This window comes from Spiroplasma endosymbiont of Halictus nicosiae (assembly GCF_978018445.1).
In genome coordinates, this window is record NZ_OZ389573.1 from 2,140,473 (window position 1) to 2,163,317 (window position 22,845).

A 22,845-nucleotide genomic window follows, 5' to 3' on the forward strand; every position below is an offset into this window, starting at 1 on the left:
TTAATCATTATCTGTTTTTAATAAATCTAATAATAATGTTTGAAAACCAGTAACACCAATTGTCGCACATTTAATTCGATTAGGTTGTTTTGCAATATTAATAAAAGCAATTAAATCGTTTAACTTGTTCTCATCATATTGTTTGTCAAAAACCATTGCTAAATAATTTTCAATAATTGCTAAACCATCCTTCATTGTTTTTCCTTCTAGTTCTTGCGCCATAATGTCACTTGATGCTGTTGAAATTGCACAACCAACACCGTCAAACCGAGCACTTATAATTTTATTCCCTTCAATCATTAATTCTAAATAAATATCATCAATACATGATTCAGAAGCTTGATGAATTGAATAAACTGTTGGTTTCTTTGTTAAACCTTTGTATTGTGGTTCTGAATAATGGTCCATAATAATTTGTCGTAAAAACATTGGGTCATTTTTATTAAATTCCATTTAAACCAACCTTCCTAAAAAATCTTTCTCATTTGCAAGTGCCGATACTAACAAATCAATATCTTCATAACTATTATAAATTGAAAAACTAGCTCTAATTGTATTTTTCTCTGGAATAACAGTACCAATTAACCGCGCACAATGATCACCACTCCGAACAGTAATCTTATTGCGGCTTCCTAAATGCATTGTAACATCCTGACAAAAAACATTTTTAATATTAAAAACTAATGTTGGTCCCTTGCTATCAGGATTATAAATTATTGCTTTATCTTTTAATTTTTTATTAAACTGTTGAATTGCATATTGTTTTAACTGATGATTATATTTAATAATTTCTGTTAAAGTAAGGCTATTAACAAAATCAATTGCTGCTCCAAAACCAAAAATATCAGCAATATTAGCTGAACCCGCTTCTAACCGGTCTGGTAATTTTTTTAAACTATAATCTAAACCATTACTATCAATTCGAGTATTCATACCACCGCCAACAATTAACGGCTGTAATTGTAGCAATAATTCTTCTTTTCCTCATAAAATCCCAATTCCAGTTGGACCAAAAATTTTATGGGCTGAAAAAGTAATAAAATCAGCATTTCACTTTTGAACATCAGTCGGCATATGAATAACACCCTGTGCACAATCAATCACAACAATTATTTCCGGATTAATTTTTTTAATCATTGTAACAATTGATGTTGGATCATTTTCATACCCTAAAATATTTGGCACATTAGCAAAAGAAACAATCTTTGTTTTAGCAGTAATAACTGTTGCTAATTGTTTTAAATCAATTTGAAAATTTATTTCTGGTAAAAACTTAACAACTGCTTTTTTTTCTTGTGCCATCCGATATCATGGTAAAATATTTGCACCATGTTCTTGTTTTGTAATTAGAACCTCATCACCCGCTGTAATCTTTAAACTTAAACCATATGCAATTTGGTTTAATCCATAAGTTGCTCCAGGGATAAAAATAACTTCTGAAACCTTTTTAGCATTAATAAAATGCTGAAGTTTCTGACGAACAAGTTCATATTGAACATTTGTTTTATATCCTAAATCACTATCAGTATTATGCGGATTAGTTCCATAATTTTTATAATAATCATTAATAGCATCAATAACAACTTGTGGTTTTAAGCTAGTAGCAGCACTATCAAGATAAATTTGCTCAGAATTATTTTTTAAAAAAGGAAATTGTTTTTTAATTTCTCTATAATCAATCATCGTTATTCTCCAATTTCTGTATCAATTTCATCAATAATATTTTTTTGTAATTCCTCATCCTTAATTGCATCAATCACATTTTTAAAATAACCCATACAAATTAATTTTCGAGCCTGTGTTATTGTCAAACCTCTTGTTTGTAAATAAAAGATTTGCTCTGGGTCTAGCATCCCAACCACATTAACATGACTTGCTTTAATATCATTTTTATCAATTAACAAAATCGGATCAGAAATTGCTTTTGAAGTTTTATCAAAAACTAGTAATCGTAATTCTTGATTAGCTTCTGATTTACCCATTGTTTTTTTAATATGACTAGTACATTTAACAGTTTGTAATGAATTATCTTTTGTAATTGAGTAAGTTTTAATTTCACTTTCGGTTGCTGGGGCTAAATAATGAGCATAAATAATCGCATTTTTATGATATTCATGTGTTGACAGACTTGCCAAATAATATTTAATAGCACTACGTTTACCTCGCAAATTGAAGATAATGTTCTCAATAATACTACTATTAACAATATTTAAGTTATAAATATTAACTTGTGCTTTTTCTAATAAGTTATAAAAAAGATTAGCTATTTGTTCACATTCACTATTTTTGTAAATATTAATAATATTAATTTGACTATTAGCAGGAATATTGTAGTTAATTGTTACTTCTGAAGTTAAATTTAAAAAAACAAAAAAGTTTCATTAACAAGATTAGTAGCAAAATTAATATTAATAACTTCACCAGCTTTATTATTCGTAAATGTTAATTTGGGTATTGTTGCATCAATAGTAAAATTGTCACCAATAAGTTTTTGTTCATTCATTAAAACTTGCATTTTTACTTACCTTTTTAAGCAGCACACCCAATTCCCGCTAAAGGTTTAACACCCCTTTGTTTATTTTCTACTGTTAAATCTAATTCTTGTAATAATCATTCGTATCCCTCTTCGTTAATTTTTTTAACTAAATTATAATCTCCACTTTTAACAATTTTTCCCTTAACAATAACATGAGCATGTGTTGGTTGCACTAAATTAAAAAAGCGATCATAATGGGACACAATAATTGCAGCAAAATGCTTATTTCGCATTTTATTTAACTCAGTACTAACAACATTTAAAGCATCAACATCTAAACCTGAATCAATTTCATCAATTAAAGCTAAAGATGGGTTCAATAAATTTAATTGTAAAATCTCATTTTTTCTTTTCTCCCCCAGAAAAACCAGTATTTAAATAACGACGAATCATACTATCATCAATTTTTAAATTTTTAATATTACGGTTAATATCTTGGTATAATTCTGGTAATTTAATTGGTGAATCACGATGAGAATTAATAATTGCTTTTAAAAAATCTAAATTTAAAACTCCAGAAATTTCAACTGGTGATTGCATTGCAAAAAATATTCCCATTTTACTTTGTTCATCAACCGTTTTGTTTAAAATACTTTCCCCATCAATTAAAATATCCCCACTTTCAACAGTATAACTAGGATGCCCCATAATTGTTGATAATAAAGTTGATTTTCCATTTCCATTAGGCCCCATTAAAGCATGAATTTCATTAACAGTTAAATTTAAACCATTTAAAATAATATCATTATCAGCAGAAACAAATAAATCTTTGAATTCATTTTTTTCACTTTAACCCCTCCTTTGAAAATATGTATTATATTAGTCCCGAAGTGAAATTATCTTTATTTTTTAATTAATAAAGTCTACTTTTATTGTACAATAAAAGTAGACTTTATTATATTTTTTTAATATAATATATTTAGTATTTTTTATCAAAAAGTACAAAAATAAAAAGTCAAGAGGAAGGATTAACTAAAATGAAAAAACTTTTATTATCACTAAGCAGTATGATATTAGTGGGCGCAACCGCATTTGGAACGGCGGCTTGTAGTACTAAAGAAAAAAATAATCAACATAAAAATGAAAATGGTGATAGCATCTGAGCATGAATTCCAGGAATTTTTGGTGGTAAAAAAATCACTTCTCCCGATATTTGAAGTGTCTTAGAAAATCCATTTGTAGATGCCGGAAATGGAAAATGAACAAATTATCCAACCCAATGAGATGGCACAACAAGAATAAAAATGTCAGTTCAATTAATGCAAATTTTAAGCGTTGCAATTTTAGCGAACCCTGATAAATTTTTTGTATCAAAAGAAACTACAATCGGTGATATTGCTGATTATAAAAATTTAAAAGACATTTTAAAAACACAATGACAATTACTAATCACAAATACAAATAATACTGTTGAGAAAAAAAAACAAAGTTTTAAAGACAATGATAAAAAAAAATGAGAAAAAAAATATCATGATTTTTTAGATTCAAACTATAAAGATATCAGCGGTGCTAGTGGCAACAAAAAATATGAAATTGAAGAACAAAATTATAAAGCTGCCATTATGACAACTAGTGCTGATGACGGAATTAGTGCAACACAAATGTTAACTAATGTTTTATTAAATAACAATATGCGTGTATACAGACAAAATAACACTGAAAGCGCAGTTAGAATTTTAAGAGATTTTGCTAGTTTCCTTAAAAACGGAAATAAAGCAGACGATTGAAATATTGACAATCAAAATTTACGTATTCAATTGGCATTAGCTTTTAGTTGAAATAAAGATGAAAAAAAATTTATTAATAATCTATCAAACTTAACAATTACTGAAATTAATACTCGTATTAATACAATTGCAACAGATTTAGGAACTTTTAATTATAAAATTACGGAATATATGAGTAATCATCCACCAGTTGCAACACCTGTTTTTGAAAATTCATCTAAATCATCAGTTGGTACTCCTGAATTAAATGAAACATATGATGTTGGGCAACTATCATTATTTCAAAAATATATAATTGAAAAATGATTCCAAAATGAAAAACCTTTAGCAATTTCAAAAATAACATATGCTTTTAAATCCGGAGCAACACCAACTGATACTGGTTTTACAGTAGATAGTTTTGATGAAACAACAAAAACACAAATTAATAAAGATTTAGGAACTTTATCCTTAGCTAAGAGTTGAGAAGACTTTACTACTAACAGTGAAGGTACAGTTACTCCATCATCAGATTTATTAACTTTAAGTACACAATCTGATACTGTTAAATCAAATATTTTAAAATCAAGTGTATATAATAGCATTAATGCACCTGGTGAAACTGCGCCTGGTGATATAAATGGTGCGGTAAGTAAAATTAATCGTAAAAATCCAACCGATCCAATTAGTGCTGCCTGAAAAATTGGTACTACTAATGATATTGTTATTAGTTTCTTTGATACAAATGGTTTAAACTTAGTTCATATTGATGGCCACGAATATATAAAGGATGCTGACCCAACATCATACGACGCTTATGATAGCAATTGACAATTTAAAAGTTTAAATTATTCAAGTAATTATTATAGTTCATTAACAGATAAATCAGAAATCATAATAGTTGACAAAACAAAACAAAAGATGAATACACAATTTAGTAATGCTCAATACTTATGATATTTAGTAAATCGTAGTTTAGTAAATAGCAATAATAACAGTAAACTAAAATTTAATGTTTTAAATGAAGTTAAAAAATATGCTACATTAAGTTCTGGTTCTGGTTCAACTGATGATAAAACATGATGATTTTGAATTTATGACTTTTTCAATAATTTTAATAATAAAATCTTAACAAATCGTGCTGGTCCTCAAGAATGATTGAAAAACTTTCTTACTTTTAAAGATTTAGAAAAACATGAGACAAATCATGATTGATTTATTTCAATTATTAATGCAATGTCAACTAATTTATCAGGAGGTGCTGTTGAACGTTTATACAGTAGTTTTGAAGCAGAAAATAAAACAATTGAAGGATATAAAATGGGAGGACCCGCTGCTAAGATTGATCCAAAAACTATTGTTGAAAAAATTAGTAACGCAAAAGTATGACATGAAGAAATTGGTTTAAATTACACAAAATCAACTATTTTGGCAGAAACTCCATTATGAGTGTATCAATTCCCTCCTGTAATAACAGATCCAATAAAATATTTTTATAAAATAGGAGGTAGACGATAATGAAAAAACTACTAAGTATTTTAGGAGCAATGTCTATTCTTTCTTCTACTGGCACAAGTCTTTATGCATGTGCAAAAAAAGATTTTGAAAGATTTATCGACCTCGCAATTACTGATGAAGTTAAACGTTGAATTATTGCACAAATTAATTCAGAAAATGAATCAAATGTTGTCAAATATTCATTTAATGACATTTTCACTAAAGCAGCCCTAAAAGAAATGGCTGTAAGATTATTAGATATTAATATTTCAAAATTTTTCTATGCTTCAGAAGAAGCAACAAGAGCACGTTATACCGGAGTAACAATTGATGTTAACCAACCTGATTCATTATTAATAAAACAATTTATTAACTTTATTGAGCAAGTTGCACTTGATAATTTAAGTACAAAATACTTTACTGGAATTTCTAATTCAACACCTTTAGAAACAACAATTGCAGGACAAGGATATGCACCCGATTATCAATCAGAAGGTTGATATGTTGGCGGTACTCAATCATATTTCTGAAAAGGAACAGATAAACCAAATTATATGAAATCAAGAAAAGAGCAAGGAGAAGCTAATTTCGAAATTAAAAGTAAAAGTGCTGGAGCTAATTATACTGACTTTAATGTAATGTCAGAAAATGAAAAAAAAGTTGCATTAAAAGTTCGGTTTAAAGATTATTATACACATGTTGAAATACCAGCAGTTATTGATAAAATTATTACTGCAACATACTTACACCAAAACGAGATTAAGCGCTATGGTAGCGGAGATAATAGTTCAATTTATCTAAATCGAAATAGTGCATTATTTAATGCTATTCAATCATGAGATACCATTAATGGAGCACGATGAAAATCATATGTTAAAATGGTGTGAGAATTAAAACTAGATAAAGAAGAATTAGACAAATTATTTAATAATAAAGATGGGGATAAAGGGCCATTAGCAAATGTTGAACAATTAAATTCTGATTTAACTAATAATCAGGATATTTTAATAAAAAAACTTAAAGACATGTTAAATGAGAAAAACCAAAGTAAAATCTTTAATAATATGATTAAAGATGGAATTGATCCAATTTTTGGGATTAGTGGTTTTAAAGGATTTGTTGGAATTGATAAAAATAAAAACCCAAATGATATTTTTACAACTTTAAACAATGCTCATGCATATAAACAAAAAATTATTGACACAGAAACACCAGGTATTATAAAATCAGGTGAAGGAACAGACCCTTCAAGTTACCAATTCTTAGATACAAATAAAAGATACGGGTCAGTTGTCTTAGTATTACCAATTTATGCTGTTGATTTAATGAAAAATATGAATATTAATTATAAAAATGATAATAAAAACAATAAAGAATTATCATTAACTTGATACGGGTCAGGAGGAACACCAACTGATTTAGATCAAGCTTGATTAGCACAACAAGGTGGTATTAAGCGTTCATTATCATGATTATATAATGAAAAAGGTTATTTAGGAACATACAATGAAAATGGTGAAGCTCTTTATAATGAAGATGGAACACCAGTTGACATTACAAAAAATAAAAATATTAAAGGTCAAATCCTAAAATGAATTGAATATACTTTTGCACAACAACAAAATTTACAAACAGCAGCAAAAACAAGATTATATTCCTTAGCCTTTGCCAATAATCCAGAAAATGTTTATTCACAAACTTTGTATAATGCAATCGGATCATATATTATTAAAGAAGATTAAAAAAATCTTCTTTTTTTATATTAAAAATAACTTAATTAATCAACGATAGTAGTTATTTGCTATAATTAATTACATAAGGAGCTGAAATTAATATGAATGAAAACAATTGTATTTTTTGTGAAATTATTGCCCAAAAAATACCAAGTAAAAAAATTTATGAAAATAATTTAGTTTATGCTTTTTTAGATGCATTCCCCAATAGTGATGGTCATACCTTAGTTATTCCAAAAAAGCACTTTGAATATTATAGTGTTACTGATGATGAGTACTTAACAGAAGTTGCTAAAATTGGAAAAATAATTGCCGAAAAAATGTATCAAACATTAAAACCTGTTGGAATTAATTATGTTAGCAATGAAAAAAGTGAAGCTTTTCAAAAGGTTTTTCATTATCATCTTCATATTATTCCAAAACATCAAAAAGATGAAGGATATAACTTTAAGATTAATGTCAATAAAGAAAAACTACGTGATTTGGCAGAAATTCAACAAATGTTAATCTTAAAATAAAAAAAGTATTTTGCTTATAAATACTTTTTTATTTTTTACTATCTAAAAAATCATAAATAGCTTGATAATTTGGTTCATTTTCAATTGGATTAACAATTTCAAGATATTCTACAATATTATCTTGGTTTAAGATAAGAACTGCTCGTGGCAAAACTTGCAAAGCAGTAAAAACTAATCCTGTCTTTGTCCCAAAATCACGATAATTATAATCTGACACTAAAAAATGTGCTTCATCTCTAAAAGATTCACAACATCTTTCTTGCGCAAATGGTAAATCACGTGAGACTGTGATTAATCGTGCATTAGTATAATCTTTCATATTTTTGTTAAATTTAACAGTTTGAGTATAACAAACACTTGTATTATTTTTAATTAATTTAATTGTTTCTTTTAAGAATTTCATTTTTGATTCTTTTATAAAAGAAGCACTGTTTTCTAAACATTCTAATAATTCTTCATATTTAGCATTAAAAAAATAATCGACTGCTTTATGGTATGTTTCTCTGTTTTCTTTGTTTTTACTTTGATAAGGATATAATTTTTTAAATCTATTTGTAAGGTGGAATTTATCTATCGTGTAATGTACTTTATTTTTAGGAAAATATTCTTGAATAAATTTTACAATATTTTTAATTCAAAGTGCGCCATCTCCTAATACCATAAATTCAATATTGTCATTAACATCATAATAACTTGTAATTAATGTAAGTAATTTATTAACAAAATTAGTTAATTTACTATTTTTTTTAATATATTCTGGAATATTATCTAGCTCTATAACACCTAATTTATCTTGAATTACAGGTCTTTTTTTCGTTGATTTTACCTTATCAAAACCAGTATGAACAGTTGAAAATATACTATGTTTTTTTATTTTTTCTTTTCCTTTTTTCTTTTCATTTCACATTTTTAAATAAGTCCCATCAATTTGAATATATAAAGTATGAGGTATCTTTATTTTTTTATCAGTTTTATTAAGGTAATATTCTTTATCAGTTTTTGCATTTTTCATAATATTTGAAATTGTTTTTATACAAATTTTTACATGTTCCATAGTATCTAAAATATCTTGATATGTTTTTTTCTTGCCAATAAATGATAATATTTTTTCTTTAACAGAATTATTTATTCTTTGTCATTTTTCAATTCCTAAAAGTTTATCCAAAGGAAAAATATATTCTTCTTTACCTGTTTCTGGATTAATTTTATAATATTTTCTTCTTTTAAAAGTTATTTTCCCATTTAAAATAGTTAATGTTCTTGGTTTTATTTCTTTTACTTTATAATCTTTAAATTTTTTTAAAGTTTCATCAATTTTATAATTTTTAAAAATTCATTCATCACAATCTTCTAAATTTTGTTGAATAATTTCAATACTTTGTATATATAACAAATTATTAAAATTCTTAAAAAAATTGTTATCAATATTTATCATTTTTTTACCCTCTTTCCTTAGTTCTACACATTAACACAAAAATAATAAAAATGCAAAAAAAGATATTATTTTTTATTTATTGTGTTATAATCTAATTGTTAATTATTAGCAAATTAATTTAACTGAAAAAAGTAAATTACTTTACTTTTTTTTATTTTGATGTAAAATTATAAATAATAAAAAAAGAACCGTGTCAAGTTCTTCAGTACATGTTTTTCTCTACTTATATTTAACCATATAAAGGAGTAAAAAATGAAAGAATTTAATCCAAAAACAGCAAGTTTACGAACATTTTATCGTAAAATAGATGAATTTTGGCAAAATAAATCACCTAATAAACCATATACTTTGAACGATTTAACCAATGAATTCAATCTTTCTCGCAAGTGAAGATATGATACTTATGCGAGCGAAAAGATAGTTCCTTTGCTTGAAAAACAAGTTGATAGAATAGAAAGTGAAATAATTAACTTTATGATGAAATCACCTGATGGTGCTAAATTATATTGACAACGAGCATTTAATTATAAATATTCACTGCAAGAAAAACAGTTGGAACAAGAATTAAACTTAAATAATCAAGAACCAATAATAGTTAATTTACAAACGGATATTAGAGATATTAAAAAAGAAAGTGATAATAATGCTTAATCATTTTACTTATTTGTTAGAAACGCCTTATTGGTTGTTACAAAATAGTAGTATTGGTAATAAATATCCATTTGCTAAGAAATATGAATTAGTTAATGAAATTAATCAAATTGGGACGCGATATAGTGGTAAAACTATATCAAATATTAAAATGTTTGGTGAATTATTAAAAATTAGTTTATTAATTAAAGAACCAATTTGTATCATTGCTAGTATGTATTGGAGTAAAGATTTAAAAGATAGTGTATTTCAAAATATCTGAAATATGTTAGATGAAAATAATATACCTTATACTATTAATTTATCAAATTTTACTTTTACTTTATCAAATGGGAGCAAAATATATTGTAAAGGATTGCATTCACCAAGTCGGAAAGAAAAATTAAAAGCCTTTGCTGATTTGAATAAATATAAATTAGTTATTGATTGACGAGAAGAATGTGACCAATTTCAACAAAAAGATTTAAGTGATTTAGAATTTGCTATTCGTGGTTATCAAAATAAAATAACAATTAATACATGTAATCCTGAAAGTTTAAAAAGATATATTGTTGGTTATTGTAATGAATTATTACCTTTTAATGAAGAAATAATGCGTAGTAAATATGAGCAAATTAAATATATTGAAAAATGAAATATGAAAATTATTATTCATTATTCTAGTTGAAGATTAAATTATGAATTACCACAAGATAAAGTTAATGAACAATTAAGATTAGAACAATTAGATATTGAAAGAGCAAGAGTATGGAGTTGAGGACTTCCTGGCAATACTAGTGGATCAATCTTTGCAAGATATATTGATATTATGAAAGCAACAGATATTATTCAACCAACTAAATTATTAGGTGGTGTTGATATTGCTAATGCTACTAGTCCTAAAGGACATACAACAGCGGCTAGTTTTTGAATATATAACTCATTTGATAAAAAAGCCTATAAAGTTGCTGAATATACTCATTCAAATGCTACACAACAATTTAAAACTGAATTAGAACAAGTTAAAGATATTTTAGATTTTTATAACAATCAATTAAATCAATACTTTAATTTAATACAACAAGGAATATCAATTAATGTTGATGATAGTGCTTATTCAACATTGCAAAGTTTAAACCGAGAAAAATATAATTATTCTTTTGGTCAATATATGACATTTAAACCAGCACAAAAACAAAAATTTAAAGTAAGACATCGTGTAGAGGCATTCACAATGTTAATAAATACTAATCAATTAAAATGATTATGAGAAAAATGTCCTGTAAGTAAAACCCAATATGAATTAATACAATGAGAAGATAAGCCTGAAGCAAGAGAAGAAAAAGTATTAGACTTATATGATGATACATTTGATAGTGATTTTTATGCTTTACATTTTAAATTAATACCAATGGTTAAGCATAATAGTTCAGCAGATTATAAATTATGACAACAAAGGGAGTGAATAAATTAATGAAAAAAGATATTTATGTAATACATGATGAGCGTGTAATAAATGCAAAAAGACCTTATATGTCTGTTTGTGGACAAGTTAAAAAAAGACTTTGTCAAGAATTAAAAAAAGATAATATCGCAATATGTAAATTAAATTTATATAATGAATATATTAAAAAATATCGAAAAGTTAAAGTATGTGTTCAAGTTTTGGCAAATGAACCAAATTTATTAACAGTAAATATTATTAATTATGCACTTATCTTAAAATTATAGGAGCAAAATAACAATGCATAATACTTTCCCTAGTTTACCAAACTTAAATGATATTAATAGTGTTTTAAAATTTTATAATTATGATTGAACAATTAATTTGGCCAATATTATTGCTCGCCATCAAATGCGATTAGTAAATGGTAAAGATATTTTATTTAAATCTCATCGTAAAGATATTTTAAAAAAATTAAATTGATGATATGAAACTTATAAAATAAAAGAAAAATTAGATAAAAATGAATTAACAGCAAGTTTAATGGGTAAAACTATCTTTGGTTTATTAGAAACTAGTGATGGCAATATTGATTTATGAATTAACCCTTTTAACTTTACATCTCGTGTAAGTAAAATAAATGAAATTGAACAAGGTGCTGATATTTGATTAAATTATCATCAATCAGATAGTGGTTTTATTTTAAATTTAATTTGTACCAAAGATAAAATAGTTATTAAAGGTTGACCTAAAAATAATGAAGTAGTTGTTGGTCAAAGTAAAACACAAATTAAAGATGATGTTAGACCTGTTTTAGTACAAGAATTTAAAAATAAATTAGGTATTGTACCTTTTTGAGAAATGATTAATGAATCTAATCCTTTATTTTTATCAACATCAACAACTTTAAATCCATGACCTACAATGGCAAATTGTTATAAATTACAATTTGATTTAGAAGATAGTTTTAATATTAAATCAAAAGAAAGATATGCAAATCGTACGCATTGATATGGGATACTAAGTGATGATTTAATGACTGCTTATAACAAAGGCAATAAAAAAGTACTACAAGATGTATTTGATGATATTTTTGTTCAATCAAGTTCATCAACAGTAGATGGTCAATTATCCCAATCTTTACAAGTGGTACAAGGTACACCAACCTTAGAAACATATACTGAAGACCAAAAATCTATTATTGAACAAGTATATTTAGCATGTCATTTTTCTAGTCCTTTTGGTGATAAATCAGATAATGATCAAAATAAAACACAGTCATTATTAACTAAAACAAAAGACTTAGAAAAACAAGCATATTTACAGGCATATCGTAAACAATATTATACCAAGATGTTTGATACTGTTTTAAAATATTATGATTTATGAGATGGTAGCGGTGAACGCCCTTATGGATTTGATTTTATTAGTGCTAGTTTAGTTGATCAAATGCGACAAAATGAATTAATTATCGCTAGATTAGATAATGGAACAATGGAACCAATAAGAGCCATAACTGAATATGATAACGTTGACGAATTAGAAGCAACAAAATATTTTGAAAAAGTAGAACAATGACAAGATAAAATGCAAGCTAAAGAAATCGAACATAATAATAAATTACTAGAATATGATGAAACTGGTAATAATCAAAATGCCTTACAAGGGAGAACAGAAATTAAGGAGAATTAAAAAAATGAGTAGAATTAATCCAGGGGTTATGGAAGAATTAAGAAGACAAGCCCATGATACTTTAATAGATATCAGAGAAAACATAAGAGATAATAGACATTGAATGGTATTTCCTTTTAATGTTTATAGTTCATATATACCTGATACTGAAACAGGATGAAAACCTAATAATGCAAAACCAAGTGACTATGGTAGTTATTCACGAATATTTGATAATATGGAAAGTACTATTGCACAATGACAAGGTAGTTTAAAAATAGTCCAAAAATATAAAGGTGAAGAAATTACTATCTTAACGATTGATGATTTTAATAAACAATCTATTAATTCAACAATATGAGCAAATAATGAAACACCTTTTGCAATAAAATTAAAAGATGAAAATAATAATGTTTATTGAAAATTAATTGCTGGTGAAAACATTTATGATATTAATAGAATGTTAGAATACTTAAAGCAATACAAATTAAGTTATTTTGTTAATAATGATAATAAAGCAGATAATTTTTATACAAAAGAAGTTAAAGTTGGTAAATATTGAGATGCTTATATGATTGATGATAGAAGTTCAATCCAATTCGGTGAAGCTAAATTCGAACAAGTATTTACTCAACAATCAACCGAAAGACAATATACTTTATTAATTTTAGATGAAGATGCTGATAAATTAAATATTAATGATTATTATAATTTTTATACAGTATTTAATGATCGTGGTTTAAATATTGGTGGTGGTGATATTAATTCTGCACCCCAAGATAGACAATGATTATATCCATCAAATGTTATTAATTATTATTCACCTTATGATGGTAGTTTTTTATGACAAGAAATTACCTTTTCAAGTATTAATGACAAAATTAGTAATAGTGGTTTATCAGTACGACAATTTATACAAACAAGTGCCCCAGGTGAAGGTTATTGTTTTCCTAAAATAACTTATGATGAAAAACTAAATAAAGGTATTGTTGAATTAGATGAGATTTTATTAAAAGACCCAGGGGTTATAGCAGTGGCAGTTAAATTTTATGGTAATCCTATCTTTTTTGATATGCCAGTTATTGGCCGACCAATTATTAAAGGTCAATTTAATAAAAAAGTAATGAATTCAAGAGATTTATTAATGTATAACATGTTTCCTGCACCACCTGATAAAGTAAATACTTATGCATCACCCGAAGTAAGTTGATATAACATTCAAGGAATACAACCAACAATAATAACTGGTTATAAAGACTGAAAAACAGATATGGAAAGCAGATACGACTTTTGAAAACAGAAAAATAGTGAGGGTATTGTTATAACTGACCCCGCCACTACATCAGCAACTAATTCTACTGTTGGTAGAAATATTCATAAAGAAGATAAAGATTCTAAATTTTACTGGTCTAAAGATTGAAAAATAACACCACCAGCAAAAATAAAAACAAACAGTGGTACAGTTGATAATATTATTACTACCCAGGCATCATCTTATTTTAGAAGAAAAGATGAATTCGGTAATACCGTTGGTCAAGTTCAAATTGAATATAATAAAATGGGCGCATGTAATGTTTGAGATATTTTAAATATGAATAATTTTATTAATCGCCAAATTACAGTATTACCTTTAAACTATACACAAAAATTAGTATTTAATCCTTTTACTATACCGGGTGGTGTTGGTAAATTCTTAAACTTTATTTCATTTGGTATTCCCTGAGGTTGAGTAATTAATCAAAATGAAAAATCATGACCTAATTTCCAATGATTTAATGGTTTTATGAGTGCAAATATTTATAGTTTTTATAATGATGCATTTTGATCTGAAAACTCAAAAGGTAAAGGTTATTTACCATTTGAAATATTTAGAGAACAAGGGAATGATAAAGTTGGTGCTATTTTTGGAGCAAATGCTACTAGTTTGGGTTTTACTACTTTATTAACAGACAAATTAAAAGGTACTGTTTTAACTAAGGATGGTAAATCAACAGAACGAATAACTTATTCAACTTATAATTTAAAACAATTAAATCCTAAAACTAATCGTATCTATTTAATTAACGAATTAGTAAGAGCAGTTGATGCACAAACACCAGTTAGTGATAGTGAAAAAGATAATGATTGTGAATTCTTACAAACACCAGATGGTACAAATTGTAGTTATATAATTGATATGTTTTCAATTCAAGCATTATATAAAGGTAATTTTGAAATTATCTTTTATGCTGATAACCCATATACTAACAATGAAGAAGATTATTTAAAATTATCAGTATGAAGTTTTCGTGGTAAAACAAAAAGTGTATTAAACAACTATTTACGAGATATGACAACTAATTATAAAACTAGTTTCTTATTACCCCATGACTATGAAATACCAACATTTAATTATCCAAAATATGTATTACCACCAGTACCATATAACTATAAACCATATACAATAAATATTATGCGTTCTGATGTAGTATTACCATTATTAACTAGAATTACAGCACCAGCACAATGTAAGCAAGATTCATTTAATAATTTATTTTCTGATGAATTTAATGAAGGCTATTATGAAACTGAAATTGATTTAAAACAAATTGACCCAACAATTCAAAGTATTAGTAAATTCCAAGATGCTTATAAAACTATTGAAATAAGTAATTTAGGTAATTTACAAGTTGAGTGTGCACAAGCAAATATAGAGAATTTTATTCCTAATAGAAATGTTGATATTTTAGGTGGTTTAAATAGTTGCAATAATTCTTATGGTTCATTAGAGAATATAACTTTATATGAATCGGGTTATTCACAAACTGATAAAGTTAATTTTGAAAATACAATAACTTTATATACAGATAATATAAATAATGAAATTAAAACATTTGCTACCGCTTTTACTAATGGTTTACCAAAAAAGAATTATTTTAATATATATAACACACCAAATTATAACTATGATTTAAGATTTTTATTACAAATAACAAAATTATTTAATCACGACAAAGATAAAATTAAAGAAACATATTTACAAGCATACTATACAAATAATATGAAATTAAAAATTAGATTTACAAAAGCATTAATTGCTAAATTAGTATTTATTGAAATAGGATATTTTGGTAATAATAAAGATATAACAATAGATGTTTCTAATCCAAATGTTTTGGGAATTAGAAATAAAGGCGATAGTCCAGTTAAAATTACAATTAAACCAAGATAAAAATAAAAAGAGATGTAAAATCTCTTTTTCTATTCTCCGTTAACTTTTACATTACCATCATTATCAATTATTAAGTCGGGTAATTTTTGTTCTTCACCATTTCAACGATAAACTAATTTAAAATATTTCCTGTTGTCTTCAGACCAATATTTAATTTTAAGTGAATCTCTATAAACAAAATATAATTCTTTTTGTCTTTGTTTTCCGACAATAGAATCACCATAATTAATCAATATTTTATCTTTACCATTATTATTAGGTATTATTTGTTTTGGAAATTCATCATTTTTAAATTTATTTATATTTCATTGATTATTTCCTTTTCATACTACAAAATATCATTTATTATCAATATTATTAAATGGTTTTTCTTGTGGTGTTATTCATTCTAAATTGTCTTTTATTTCTTGCTTATTTGTATTTATTTGATTTTCTTCTTTTAATTTTGCTAATTGTTCTTTTGTATATTCTTGTGTTGTATTACAAGCAACTAAACTTGTTGCACTTGTTCCTACTAATGATATTGTACTAATGATAATTAATAATTTTTTCATATGTATATGTCTCCTTTTTACTTATTTAAAATTATTTAATAATATATTCAAAATCCACCTCTAAATGGAGTATTTTGTTTTGCACTAATATAAGCGCTGTTTCTAGATGCATAACTAACATTTAAAAAATCACCAGTATAAAGTATATTTTGATTTCTAATAGAATGAAATCCCACATCGTTATTATTTAAACTTAAATTTGAAAAAGAATTTGCCACCCTTAATCCACTAATTATTTCTCAATTGCTTGGTGGATTATTTCCTGTAATTCCCCAACTCGAGGGCTTATTAACCAAAATATTTCTATTTGGATAAATACTACCTATATCAAAAGTTATTTGTCCATTTTCATTAAAAAATTTTGTCTGTCTTTTTATTCTGTTTAATTTATTTGTTTTAAAGTCATTAGTTTTAATTTCTTCATATTTTTGAAAGTTACTATTAGCAATTACTGCTGGTGCAGTAGTTCCGCCAATTAATACACTTAATAAATTAAGTAATTTTTTCATACTTGTTTTTCTCCTTTTCTTAATCTTGAAACTTTTTATCAAGATCTACCTGCATTATATATATATATATATATATGCAAGCAAAGATATTAAGTTTAGGGGTTATATAAAAAGTATTGTATTAGTAAAATATTAATATATAATAAAAGCATAGGTTTAATCTTTTTCCGTAAAAAGAGTTATGCTGACTTGTTAATCGAACAAGGATAAAAAAAGAGGAGTTTATAAAATGGCACTTACAAAAGAACAATTAATAGAACAAGGTTTAAGTGAAGAGATTGCGGAAAATATCTTAAATCAGTTTAATAATGAAGCAAAGCAAATTAGAGAAAGTGTGCAAAAACGCGAAGATGTTATATCAAAAGAAGACTTTATTAAATTATCTAATGAATTAGATGAATTAAAAGCATTTAAAGATGTTCCATCTACTAAAATTGAAGATATTAAAACTAATTTAGATAAAGTTAGTGGTAATTCTTTATCTGAAAAAATGCAAACTTTAAAAGAATTAAAACCTGATTTGTTTGTTGAAGAACAACCATCAGTTTCACCAACTAATTTTATTAAAGATATGATTGAAAAATCTAGTGAAAATAAAAATGAAGAAATTGAAACTATTAAAGAAAAAGGAGCATATACTCCTGATGAAATTAAAAAAATAACTGATTATACACTTAAAAACCTTAGATAATAAGGGAGTGAAATATTATGGCAACAATTAACTTGCCACAAGTACCTTTTATATTACAAGGTAATACAACAGACCAAAAAGCGTATGTTGATATGGTTAATGCTTTATTGCGTGGACCTTTATATAATGAATATGCAAGTATTATGCAGTATGCTACTGCAACCGCAGAACAAGTTGCTTGATTACCAAATGCAGGACAAGCACTATATAATTTAACTCATCGTGTGGTATGACAAGATGATTATTCATTACCAAATGGTGGGACAACTCAAACAATGGGATTAACAAGAATTCCAGTTCCTATTGATAAAAGATTTAATTTAAAATTAATGAATGAAGCTTTTGACTTAGCATTAATAGAACAAAATATTAAAAATGGCGTTATTGCTGATGCTATTTCTAGTGTTGTACAGAATAAATTTGTTAATTTAGAATGTGAATTAATTCAGGCTATTTATGATTATTGTTTAGCAGATGGTCAATATGAAGTAATTCCATTTCGTAGTTATACAGCAGAAAATGCAGATGATGCAAATAAAGCATTCTTTACATTAAATGAAACTTTGATTGAATTAACAAATCAAATTAGTAATTTATATTTTGGTTTACCAACAGATAAAATGTTTATGGTTTTAGGTCGAAGATCATATTTAGGATTAACACCTGCTTTTTTAAAAGTAATTGGTTCACAAGCACAACTAAAATCGATGGTTAATGGTGAATTATATGAAAATACAGCAATGGGTATTCCAGTATCAAAAAGCTTTCATTTAGAAAAAACATATACAAAAGGACAAGTTAACCGTGATAAAGGTTATAATTTTACTAATGTAAATGGTTTAATTATTAATAAACAAGTATGAGCTTATCCAATTAATATGGATACTATTCAACAAGTTTTAGATAATGATACTGCTAATCCTAAATGAATTGGTAAAGTTCAATATGCAACACCAACTATTTTATATCCTAAAACATGTAAAATTATTTTGGAAAAACAACCAAGCCAAGATGAAATTACTGCCGCTAAAAGTAATCTAAATAAAACTTTTAGAGTTCCAGTTGATTATCTAATTTCAGCATCAAAACCAGAATCAAAACCAAATAATCAAGGTTAATATAAAATGAATTTACTAATATTACGCGTTTTAACTTTATTAGTATCTAATTTAGAAAATAAACCTTTAATAAGTAAATTTGTAAATTTAATTAATAGAGTTAATCAAGTTAAAAATAAAATATTAAAGCCAATTAATTATATTAGTGATAAATATAATAAAATTACAAATAAAGTTGAAGATATTTATCAGTGATTAAATCCATTTACTTATTTAGATTTAATTAAAAAAGGTCATAAAAAAGAAATTCAACAAATATTAAGTCAATTAGAAAAAGATAATAATATTAAAAATAGAAAACAATTTAAAAATGAAAATTATTTAAATACTAATTGACAACCTTTAAATAGTAGTTGACTTGATAGTGGTATGTTTAATATTACAAATAAATTAACTTTAACAGGTAATTTAACTATTTTAATATATACAAAAACAGCAAAACATCCGAAATTTTATGGACCTTATGTTTATCCTAGTGTTCCAGTTGAAATATGAAAATTATTAAGTAATGCTGTATCTAATGCAGGATCTTTATTTTGGCGTTATTGATTAAGAAAATGATTACCTAATCATTTAAGATATTATATTAAAAAACGATTACCACAAGCATTAAAAGAAAAATATCCCAAAGGAACTACTAAATTAACATTACCAACAGTTCAAAAATTACAACAAATTAAAAAGTTTATTAATAATTTAAAAATTGGACATTTTAATTTTAATTTTGCTGGTGAAATTAATAATAAAAAATGATATCGTGAACGCCGAAGTGATGTTAAAAATATTAAGAATTTATATAAAACACCAGTTAAAAATATTTTTTACAAAACTAATCAAACTATTAAAAAAATTAAGAAAGCAAAAGCAAGAGTTAATAGTTATAAGCCAAGTAATTTAAAAAATAAATATCGTAATAAATTAAGAGGTGTATTATATGAAAAATAATTTAAATAATTTATTATTTATAACAGTTGAAGATGTTAAAGAAAGTAAACTTTGACAACCTATTAATGAAAGAAAACAATCTGCTTATAATGATAATTTAATTTATAATGCTATTTTAAAAACTAGTTTATGAATGGATAGATTATCAGGTGGAACAATTTCCGATAAGATTAATAAAAAAGAATTATTTCCATGAGTAAAAAAAGATAATACTGGTTTAATTGAATATGATAAATGATTAAGTTATATTCAATCTGCTTGTTTATTAGCAGTTATTAATTGATATTTACCAAAAGGAGTAAATGATTTAACTGGTAGTGCATCATTTTCACAAGGTGGAGTTGCTTATTCACAAACTAATGACCCTGAAGCAAATGAAAATATTACCAGAGATGTTAAAAATGCTTTAAAATTAGCAGGTGAAATAATTGATATTATATCTAGTAAAACAGTATCTAGACCATATAATTATAGTTTAGATAATTATGCTCATTCATGAGAAGAAGAATATAAACATATTAGTAAAAAAACTTTTTATCCAACATTATTATTTTGATTAAAAGAACGATTGCAAACAGATAATTCAATAAATATTTTTTATCCAACTGTTAATGATTTTTCTAAAATTGATTATAACGAATATATTAAACTTATTGTTCCATTTGATAATGATAGTATTTATTATGAAAATAATGTCTGAAAAGCAAAACAAAGTGGCGATATTCCAACAGATATTATTAAAGATAGTGATTTAAATAAAAATTATATTGAAAAAGTTGATGGTAAATATATTGTAAAAACATCACAAGATATTAATCTTAAACAAGATAAATTAGTAAGCGGTACAAATATTAAAACTATTAATGGTTCTTCATTATTAGGCAGTGGTGATATTCCAACAGATATTATTAAAGATAGTGATTTAAATAAAAATTATATTGAAAAAGTTGATGGTAAATATATTGTAAAAACATCACAAGATATTAATCTTAAACAAGATAAATTAGTAAGCGGTACAAATATTAAAACTATTAATGGTTCTTCATTATTAGGCAGTGGTGATATATCTATTAGTGGTGGCAATGATTGAGAAGTTGTTAATACTAGTGATTTTGTATCTTTTTCTGACAAAAAATATCAAATTAGAAATTATGATTCTACAAAATATATATACAAAATATGAATTGGTATTAATCAAAATGACGGAGATATTATTAATATTATGTTTGAAACATATAAAAATCATTATGAATTTAATTTATTTGCTGCCTTTAATAGTATAAAACTTAAAAAAAATGGCGAAATAATTTCTGAAAATAATAAATTAATGGCATTACATGTTGAAAGAAAAAAATAAATTATTCAAATAATACAGAATTAATGACTGATGAACCGCATTCTATTTATAAGCGTGATATGGATACTGATTTTTCAAAAGAAACATCGGATTCTTATGATATAGTGATAAGAAAAATAAAGAGTGCAACAACTATTAATGAATTAAATTTATTTGAAAAACATCCAATATGAAGAATTATTTCAAATAATAGAAATGATATTAAAGAATTATTCAATAAAAAATGATTAGAATTAAATAAAAATGAATAAAAAATTAAATGAGGTAAATAATTATGAAACAAGATAAAACAACTTGATTAAAGGGTGCCTTACCTTGAAATTGATTTAAAAAAGACCCTATTCCGACTTATAATTGAACTCATAAAGATATTAGAGAATGAGAAAGGAAATATAAAATTCGTAGTTGAGTAGTTAGTTTTTATACATTGATATTTTTAGCATTAAATTGTTGATTAGAATATGGCATGATTAATGCAATAAAAGATAATATTAATTGATATAATTATGGTCAATATTGAGGTAATGGAATTGCCATATTATTAACCCCTTTATTTACACACGGAATTCAGGGTATATTTGTTGCTAGTAGTAAACCAAAAGTAGATATGAAAATTGATATACCACGATTAAAAATATCTAAAATGGGATTAGTATTTACAATATTACCTTTAATTACTTTAATAATTTCTTTAATTATTATTTGAATTGATAAATCAAAATGAAAAAAAGACCATTTAAGACATTGTTTAGAATGTCGAATTAATCCGCGTGTTATTCAACCAAGAATAGCAAAACAATGAAATAATTTAGATGGTATAACATAAGAAAATAACAAAGAATTAAATTTAAAATAGACTATATATTAGGGGTGGTTGATATTTTTGGGTGGTTATATAGTTTAATTTATAAATTATTTTGTTTTGAAAAAATAGATGGCCACTGTTTGAGTAAGGATAAGAAAGGAAATATTAAAATGGAAATTAGTAATGAAATAGTAATTGCTTTACTTGTATTAGCAGGTGCAGGCGGAATGGGTAGTCTTGGTATTCTTGGATTATCTGCTAAAAAAATTAAAAAATATAAAGCAGAAATTAGAGAATTAAGAACTGCTGTTATTGCCCACGAAAAACATTTACGAGGGCCTGATTATGCAACAGAATTAGCATTAAAAACAGGTCAAATTAAAAATGTTAAAAAACAAGTTAAAGTAAATGACAAAAAACAACAACAAAAAGATGCTATTAGACAACTAACAAATAGCATTTAAAAAATAACCAATTAAGGTTAT

At 25.3% G+C, this 22,845-nt stretch carries 22 protein-coding genes and 1 pseudogene; 15 read left to right on the forward strand and 8 right to left on the reverse strand.

Annotation, left to right across the window (positions count from 1 at the left end; translation table 4 throughout):
* The 5 genes and pseudogenes from sufU to sufC form a co-directional block, all read right to left on the reverse strand.
* Positions 1-453, reverse strand: a complete 453-nt coding sequence (gene sufU / locus ACZ91P_RS14575) for a Fe-S cluster assembly sulfur transfer protein SufU (protein ID WP_114565503.1) — start codon at positions 451-453, stop codon at positions 1-3.
* Positions 454-1,683 carry an aminotransferase class V-fold PLP-dependent enzyme gene (locus ACZ91P_RS14580; protein ID WP_465157070.1) on the reverse strand — a complete coding sequence of 410 codons (1,230 nt, stop codon included), beginning with the start codon at positions 1,681-1,683 and terminating at the stop codon, positions 454-456.
* A gap of 2 nt (positions 1,684-1,685) precedes the next feature.
* Positions 1,686-2,363, reverse strand: a complete 678-nt coding sequence (locus ACZ91P_RS14585; RefSeq protein WP_465159016.1) for a SufD family Fe-S cluster assembly protein — start codon at positions 2,361-2,363, stop codon at positions 1,686-1,688.
* Positions 2,360-2,515, reverse strand: coding sequence for a hypothetical protein (locus tag ACZ91P_RS14590; protein WP_338990909.1), 156 nt, complete (start codon positions 2,513-2,515; stop codon positions 2,360-2,362). The genes ACZ91P_RS14585 and ACZ91P_RS14590 overlap by 4 nt, the downstream gene beginning before the upstream one ends.
* Positions 2,516-2,529: 14 nt before the next feature.
* Positions 2,530-3,301: pseudogene (gene sufC, locus ACZ91P_RS14595) on the reverse strand (Fe-S cluster assembly ATPase SufC).
* A gap of 212 nt (positions 3,302-3,513) precedes the next feature.
* Here sufC and ACZ91P_RS14600 point away from each other — a divergent pair.
* From ACZ91P_RS14600 to ACZ91P_RS14610, 3 genes are all read left to right on the forward strand, one after another.
* Positions 3,514-5,760 (forward strand): hypothetical protein, encoded by a 2,247-nt coding sequence (locus ACZ91P_RS14600; RefSeq protein WP_465157071.1) that lies wholly within the window; start codon positions 3,514-3,516, stop codon positions 5,758-5,760.
* Complete coding sequence (locus ACZ91P_RS14605; RefSeq protein ID WP_465157072.1) at positions 5,760-7,481, forward strand: lipoprotein; 1,722 nt, start codon at positions 5,760-5,762, stop codon at positions 7,479-7,481. The genes ACZ91P_RS14600 and ACZ91P_RS14605 overlap by 1 nt, the downstream gene beginning before the upstream one ends.
* Positions 7,482-7,573: 92 nt before the next feature.
* Entirely contained in the window at positions 7,574-7,990 is a 417-nt protein-coding gene (locus ACZ91P_RS14610) for an HIT family protein (RefSeq protein WP_465157073.1), read from the forward strand.
* A gap of 28 nt (positions 7,991-8,018) precedes the next feature.
* Here ACZ91P_RS14610 and ACZ91P_RS14615 read toward each other — a convergent pair whose 3' ends face one another.
* Positions 8,019-9,425 (reverse strand): Mbov_0401 family ICE element transposase-like protein, encoded by a 1,407-nt coding sequence (locus ACZ91P_RS14615; protein WP_465157074.1) that lies wholly within the window; start codon positions 9,423-9,425, stop codon positions 8,019-8,021.
* 252 nt (positions 9,426-9,677) lie between these two features.
* Here ACZ91P_RS14615 and ACZ91P_RS14620 point away from each other — a divergent pair, with 252 nt between their 5' ends.
* Genes ACZ91P_RS14620 through ACZ91P_RS14640 form a run of 5 tightly spaced genes read left to right on the forward strand, consistent with a single transcriptional unit; the run spans position 9,678 to position 16,381 of the window.
* Positions 9,678-10,076, forward strand: a complete 399-nt coding sequence (locus ACZ91P_RS14620) for a hypothetical protein (RefSeq protein WP_465157075.1) — start codon at positions 9,678-9,680, stop codon at positions 10,074-10,076.
* Positions 10,069-11,529: a PBSX family phage terminase large subunit gene (locus tag ACZ91P_RS14625; protein ID WP_465155762.1), complete on the forward strand. Its 1,461-nt coding sequence runs from the start codon at positions 10,069-10,071 to the stop codon at positions 11,527-11,529. The genes ACZ91P_RS14620 and ACZ91P_RS14625 overlap by 8 nt, the downstream gene beginning before the upstream one ends.
* On the forward strand, positions 11,502-11,786 hold the full coding sequence (locus tag ACZ91P_RS14630) for a hypothetical protein (RefSeq protein WP_465157076.1): 285 nt from the start codon (positions 11,502-11,504) through the stop codon (positions 11,784-11,786). Before ACZ91P_RS14625 ends, ACZ91P_RS14630 begins: the two co-directional genes overlap by 28 nt.
* A gap of 13 nt (positions 11,787-11,799) precedes the next feature.
* Positions 11,800-13,191 carry a hypothetical protein gene (locus ACZ91P_RS14635; RefSeq protein ID WP_465155663.1) on the forward strand — a complete coding sequence of 464 codons (1,392 nt, stop codon included), beginning with the start codon at positions 11,800-11,802 and terminating at the stop codon, positions 13,189-13,191.
* Positions 13,192-13,195: 4 nt separating this feature from the next.
* On the forward strand, positions 13,196-16,381 hold the full coding sequence (locus ACZ91P_RS14640; protein WP_465157077.1) for a hypothetical protein: 3,186 nt from the start codon (positions 13,196-13,198) through the stop codon (positions 16,379-16,381).
* A 29-nt stretch (positions 16,382-16,410) separates the two neighbouring features.
* Here the strand turns inward: ACZ91P_RS14640 and ACZ91P_RS14645 are convergent, their stop codons facing one another.
* Both ACZ91P_RS14645 and ACZ91P_RS14650 read right to left on the reverse strand, forming a co-directional pair.
* On the reverse strand, positions 16,411-16,935 hold the full coding sequence (locus ACZ91P_RS14645) for a lipoprotein (RefSeq protein ID WP_465157078.1): 525 nt from the start codon (positions 16,933-16,935) through the stop codon (positions 16,411-16,413).
* Between the two features lie 35 nt (positions 16,936-16,970).
* A complete protein-coding gene (locus ACZ91P_RS14650) occupies positions 16,971-17,444 on the reverse strand; it encodes a hypothetical protein (RefSeq protein WP_465157079.1) in 474 nt (157 codons plus the stop codon).
* A gap of 229 nt (positions 17,445-17,673) precedes the next feature.
* Here ACZ91P_RS14650 and ACZ91P_RS14655 point away from each other — a divergent pair, with 229 nt between their 5' ends.
* The 7 genes from ACZ91P_RS14655 to ACZ91P_RS14685 are packed head-to-tail and all read left to right on the forward strand — an operon-like array spanning position 17,674 to position 22,824.
* The gene (locus ACZ91P_RS14655) at positions 17,674-18,135 is read left to right on the forward strand and encodes a hypothetical protein (protein WP_465155655.1); all 462 of its coding nucleotides are present in this window, start codon (positions 17,674-17,676) and stop codon (positions 18,133-18,135) included.
* Positions 18,136-18,152: 17 nt separating this feature from the next.
* Entirely contained in the window at positions 18,153-19,253 is a 1,101-nt protein-coding gene (locus ACZ91P_RS14660; RefSeq protein WP_465156865.1) for a hypothetical protein, read from the forward strand.
* Between the two features lie 6 nt (positions 19,254-19,259).
* Entirely contained in the window at positions 19,260-20,198 is a 939-nt protein-coding gene (locus tag ACZ91P_RS14665) for a hypothetical protein (RefSeq protein WP_465155651.1), read from the forward strand.
* Positions 20,188-21,555 carry a hypothetical protein gene (locus ACZ91P_RS14670; RefSeq protein ID WP_465157080.1) on the forward strand — a complete coding sequence of 456 codons (1,368 nt, stop codon included), beginning with the start codon at positions 20,188-20,190 and terminating at the stop codon, positions 21,553-21,555. The genes ACZ91P_RS14665 and ACZ91P_RS14670 overlap by 11 nt, the downstream gene beginning before the upstream one ends.
* Positions 21,556-21,578: 23 nt before the next feature.
* A complete protein-coding gene (locus ACZ91P_RS14675; protein WP_465156845.1) occupies positions 21,579-21,806 on the forward strand; it encodes a hypothetical protein in 228 nt (75 codons plus the stop codon).
* A gap of 23 nt (positions 21,807-21,829) precedes the next feature.
* Entirely contained in the window at positions 21,830-22,381 is a 552-nt protein-coding gene (locus tag ACZ91P_RS14680; RefSeq protein WP_465156843.1) for a hypothetical protein, read from the forward strand.
* Between the two features lie 44 nt (positions 22,382-22,425).
* A complete protein-coding gene (locus tag ACZ91P_RS14685) occupies positions 22,426-22,824 on the forward strand; it encodes a hypothetical protein (protein ID WP_465155645.1) in 399 nt (132 codons plus the stop codon).
* Positions 22,825-22,845: the final 21 nt, after the last annotated feature.